The sequence below is a fragment of the Komagataeibacter kakiaceti JCM 25156 genome, assembly GCF_000613305.1.
The window spans coordinates 1-2,959 of the sequence record NZ_BAIO01000295.1; the positions used below are offsets into that span (position 1 = coordinate 1).

2 protein-coding genes and 1 pseudogene are annotated in these 2,959 nt (G+C 64.8%); 2 read left to right on the top strand and 1 reads right to left on the bottom strand.

Annotation, left to right across the window (positions count from 1 at the left end; genetic code table 11):
* Positions 1-78 precede the first annotated feature (78 nt).
* Positions 79-906 (bottom strand): acyl-ACP desaturase, encoded by an 828-nt coding sequence (locus tag JCM25156_RS12590; protein WP_025813357.1) that lies wholly within the window; start codon positions 904-906, stop codon positions 79-81.
* 182 nt (positions 907-1,088) lie between these two features.
* Between JCM25156_RS12590 and sucC the strand changes: the two genes are divergently transcribed.
* Complete coding sequence (gene sucC, locus JCM25156_RS12595; protein ID WP_025813358.1) at positions 1,089-2,288, top strand: ADP-forming succinate--CoA ligase subunit beta; 1,200 nt, start codon at positions 1,089-1,091, stop codon at positions 2,286-2,288.
* A 4-nt stretch (positions 2,289-2,292) separates the two neighbouring features.
* Positions 2,293-2,959, top strand: a pseudogene (gene sucD, locus JCM25156_RS24160) (succinate--CoA ligase subunit alpha); the annotation flags it as partial.

Below are 2,959 nucleotides of genomic sequence, written 5' to 3' on the forward strand. Positions count from 1 at the left end.
AGCCCGGCCGCGTGCGTTTTTATATACTGAACCGTCATCCTGTCCGTCTTCGTTCCTGTCATCAAGGGGGTGACACCATCAGGCCGTGGCGGCCGTGAGCCGGGCGAATTTGCGCTGGCGCATCTGGAGCAGGCGGTACATCCCCGCCGCCAGCAGGGCATGCAGCCGCCCATGCGGGGTCCAGCCGATTGTCTTGAGAATCATGCCCGTGACCCGCGCGGCATGGCGCGGCTGGTAAAAACGCAGCGCGCGCGACATATAGCCCGCGATGCAGCGCCTGTGGTCATAGGCCATGCCGGGGGGTTCGTTCGTCGTATGGAAGGCGGAGGCGAGTTCGTCATCCTCGCTTTCCGTGACACGGCCCATGGCGATACGGGTGCGCTGCCATACCCCCAGATGCTCCCGGCGCAGGTAGCGTTGCATATGATCGTAGAACAGCTTGAAATGACGGTATTCATCCGCCGCGATCTGCCTGCATATCGCCTCCAGCAACGGCTCACGCGTGGCGTCGGCCAGGGCGGTATAGAAGGACGAGGTTCCGGTTTCCACCATGCAGCGCGCGATCAGTTCCCCCGTGCGGGAACCGCGGATGGAGGCATCCACGTCCACATCCAGCCGGTAGGACTGCCGGTAACGCCTGAACGCCGCCATATAATCCCATGACGGATCGGCCAGCATCGCCCACCGGCCCAGCGCGTCGCCATGCTGGACCTCCTCCTGCGCCCAGTTATCCGCCGCCTGACTGAAATCAGGGTCATCGGCGAACACGTTCTTCAGGTAACGGGCATAATCAAGGCTGTTGCGCTCAACGACCGAAGCGGCCTTGACCAAGGGGATGATATCAGGGTCCACCCGCTGCGGGTCGAAACGGTCCCAGTTCATCTGTTCAATGCGCCAGTGTTTCATCGCGACCTGTCTTCTGCATGTTCTCCGTAACGGCATCGGGCACGCGCCTTTGCCAGGGAGGACATGACACATGTTTCACGTTTACGCCAATCCCGCGCGCTCTCCCCCTGTCACAGCGGTCCCATATCGTGCTAGGGGCGTTGCCCGACACCGCCAATAAGAAAGACAGATTGGGTCGCCATATGAACATTCACGAATATCAGGCAAAGGCGCTGCTGCGCTCCTACGGCATGCCCGTGCCTGAAGGACGTGCTGCCACCACCACGGATGAAGCCGTAACGGCCGCCCGCGCACTTGGTGCGCCGGTTACCGTGGTCAAGGCACAAATTCACGCCGGGGGGCGGGGCGCCGGACATTTCGCCGGCCGGCCCGAAGGCAAGGGCGGCGTACGTCTGGCCCGCAGCATCGATGAGGTCACGGACGCGGCGGACGCCATGCTGGGTCAGGTGCTGGTCACGCAGCAGACCGGGCCGATGGGCCGCCTTGTCCGCACGCTGTATGTCGAATCCGGCTGCGACATTGCGCGCGAGCTGTATCTTTCCCTGCTGGTGGACCGTTCCACCGGGCGTCTGGTCATCGTCGCCTCGCCCGATGGTGGCATGGAAATCGAGGAAGTGGCCGCCCGTACGCCCGATCGCATCTTCAAGGAATACATCGACCCCGCGAAGGGCCTGTGCGATTACCAGTCCCGTGGGCTGGCCGTGCGCCTCGGGCTGAAGGGCCGCGAAATCCGCGCGTTCCAGAACGTGGTGCGCGCCGCCTACACCGCCTTTACCGACCTTGACGCCGCGATCGTGGAAATCAACCCGCTGGTCGTGACCGAGGCGGGCGACCTGCTGGCGCTCGACGCCAAGATGTCGTTCGACGACAACGCCCTGTTCCGCCACCCCGAGGTGGCGAACCTGCGCGACGAGCACGAGGAAGACCCCCGCGAGCGCGAGGCCGCCGAATACGGGCTGGCCTATGTGGGGCTGGATGGCAACATCGGCTGCATGGTCAATGGCGCGGGCCTGGCCATGGCGACGATGGACATCATCAAGATGGAGGGCGAGGAGCCCGCCAACTTCCTCGATGTCGGCGGTGGCGCGTCAAAGGAGCGGGTGGCGGCCGCCTTCCGCATCCTGATCGGCGACCCCAAGGTGCGTGGCATTCTCGTCAACATCTTCGGCGGCATCATGCGCTGCGATGTGATCGCGGAGGCCATCATCGCCGCCTCGCACGAAACCGGGCTGAGCGTGCCGCTGGTGGTCCGACTGGCGGGCACGAATGTCGAACGCGGCAAGGCGCTGCTGGCTGAATCCGGCCTGACAATCATCCCCGCCGACGATCTGGGCGACGCCGCCCGCAAGATCGTAACCGCCGTCCGTAATGCCGGAGCCTGAGTGAATGTCCATTCTCGTCAACCGTTCCACCAAGGTGATCACGCAGGGCTTTACCGGCGCGCAGGGCACCTTCCACACCGAGCAGGCCATTGCCTACGGCACCCGCATGGTCGGCGGCGTCACCCCCGGCAAGGGGGGCAGCCTGCACCTTGGCCTGCCGGTCTTCGACACCGTGGCCCAGGCGCGTGAGGCCACGGGGGCCGAAGCCTCCGTCATCTACGTGCCGCCCGTGGGGGCCGCCGACGCCATTCTGGAGGCCATCGCCGCCGGAATCCCGCTGATCGTGTGCATTACCGAAGGGATCCCGGTGCAGGACATGGTGCGCGTGCGCGCTGCCCTGGAGCAGTCTGACAGCCTGCTGATCGGCCCGAACTGTCCGGGCATCATCACGCCCGATGAATGCAAGATCGGCATCATGCCCGGCCCCATCCACCGCCGGGGGCATGTGGCATCGTCTCGCGCTCCGGCACCCTGACATATGAAGCCGTGGCCCAGACCACCGCCATCGGCCAGGGGCAGAGCACCTGCGTCGGGATTGGCGGCGATCCGGTCAAGGGCATGGACTTTACCGATGTGCTGGAGCGCATGATCGCGGATCCGGACACCCATTCCATCGTCATGATCGGGGAAATCGGCGGTACGTCGGAAATCGACGGCGCGGAACTGATCCG

Excerpts from the sequence above, each read along its gene's own strand:
- sucC (WP_025813358.1), top strand. The coding sequence starts at position 1,089 with ATGAACATTCACGAATATCAGGCAAAGGCGCTGCTGCGCTCCTACGGC.
- JCM25156_RS12590 (WP_025813357.1), bottom strand. The coding sequence starts at position 906 with ATGAAACACTGGCGCATTGAACAGATGAACTGGGACCGTTTCGACCCG.